Below are 1,808 nucleotides of genomic sequence, written 5' to 3'. Positions count from 1 at the left end.
GTTTATCTGAGTTATAAAGTTAGGGGCAACTACTAGATTAGATGATTTGGAGGAAATTAAAATGTACAGTGAAAAAGTTATGGATCATTTCAGCAACCCAAGAAATGTCGGTGAAATAGAAAACGCAAGTGGAGTTGGAACGGTTGGTAATGCTAAATGTGGAGATATCATGAGGATGTATCTTGATATCGACGACGAAGGCATCATTAGAGACTGTAAATTCAAAACATTTGGTTGTGGAGCAGCGGTTGCTACAAGCAGTATGGCTACTGAATTAGTGAAAGGTAAGACAGTACAAGAAGCATTACAAGTAACAAACAAAGCAGTTATGAATGCTCTTGATGGACTTCCACCAGTTAAAGTACACTGCTCCCTACTTGCAGAAGAAGCAATCCATGCAGCACTTTGGGATTATGCTGAGAAAAACGGTATGAAAATTGAAGGATTAGAAAAACCAAAATCAGATATTCACGAAGGAGAAGAAGAAGAGGCAGAAGAATACTAATGAAAGAAAAAGTTGTAATAGGTATGTCAGGAGGAGTTGACTCCTCAGTGGCTGCCCATTTATTAAAGAAAGCAGGATATGATGTCATTGGTGTAACAATGCAGATTTGGCAAGATGAAGACCATTTCACACAAGAAACCGAAGGTGGATGTTGTGGTCTTAGTGCCGTTGATGATGCAAGAAGAGTTGCACAATCACTTGATATTCCATACTATGTTATGAATTTTAAAAAAGAATTTAAAGCAAATGTTATGGATTATTTTGTGAACGAGTACCTGCAAGGTCGTACACCAAATCCATGTATTGCATGTAATCGTTATGTAAAGTGGGAATCTTTATTAAAACGTTCTTTAGACATTGGAGCGGATTACATTGCAACTGGACATTATGCCAGAGTTCTTAAGTTGGAGAATGGAAGATTTACGTTACGTAAATCAGCAACTGCCGCAAAGGATCAGACATATGCTCTATATAATTTAACGCAATATCAACTATCTCATACCTTGATGCCAGTAGGTGAATTTACTAAGGATGAGATTCGTGAGATTGCAAAGGATATTAACCTACGTGTTGCCAATAAACCAGATAGCCAGGAAATCTGTTTTATTCCAGATAATAACTATGCAAAGTTTGTTGAAGAAAACACTGGTGAAAAGATTATGCCAGGAAATTTCGTAAACTCTGCAGGTGAAGTAATTGGAAAACACAAAGGAATTACCCATTATACAGTTGGTCAAAGAAAAGGACTTAATCTAAGTCTTGGTCATCCTGCATTCGTACTTGAGATTCGTCCTGAGACAAATGAAGTTGTTATCGGGTCCAATGAAGAAGTATTTTCAGACAAGTTATATGCGAATAATCTTAACTTTATGGCAATAGAAGATCTAGAAGGTAGTATGGAAGTTGAAGCTAAGATCAGATACAGCCATAAAGGCGCAAAATGCACAATTAAAAAAGTTGGAGAAGATGAGCTAGAATGTATCTTTGAAGAACCACAACGTGCAATTACACCAGGACAAGCAGTCGTTTTCTATAAGGATGACTATATTGTTGGCGGTGGAACGATTATGAGAAAATAGTTGTTTGATTTTAAATACATTTTAATAGGAAACTACACCCTATACTATGAACTTATTTAGTATGGGGTGTAGTTTTTTTAGTGATTTTTAATGATGAATCTGAACTATATGATGTAGTCTTTAAGGATGGTACTAAAAAAGAATATAACTATGATCCAAAACAAAAATGTTTATTAGAAATACTAAAATTACCGCGGCCCAAATAAAACTTAACACCACCAACA

At 35.9% G+C, this 1,808-nt stretch carries 2 protein-coding genes; both read left to right on the top strand.

The genetic code is table 11. The annotated features are described in order from the left end of the window. The first annotated feature begins 61 nt into the window (after positions 1-61). Positions 62-505: a Fe-S cluster assembly scaffold protein NifU gene (nifU, locus tag ACW2QF_RS20020; RefSeq protein ID WP_455717780.1), complete on the top strand. Its 444-nt coding sequence runs from the start codon at positions 62-64 to the stop codon at positions 503-505. Then, entirely contained in the window at positions 505-1,584 is a 1,080-nt protein-coding gene (mnmA, locus tag ACW2QF_RS20015; RefSeq protein ID WP_455717779.1) for a tRNA 2-thiouridine(34) synthase MnmA, read from the top strand. Before nifU ends, mnmA begins: the two co-directional genes overlap by 1 nt. The last annotated feature ends 224 nt before the right edge of the window (positions 1,585-1,808 follow it).

It is taken from the genome of Anaerosporobacter sp. (assembly GCF_965301125.1).
This window is presented reverse-complemented; position numbering and strand designations above follow the sequence as displayed.

Bases quoted from the DNA above. Each gene is read 5' to 3' on its own strand.
- nifU (WP_455717780.1), top strand. From the start codon at position 62: ATGTACAGTGAAAAAGTTATGGATCATTTCAGCAACCCAAGAAATGTC.
- mnmA (WP_455717779.1), top strand. From the start codon at position 505: ATGAAAGAAAAAGTTGTAATAGGTATGTCAGGAGGAGTTGACTCCTCA.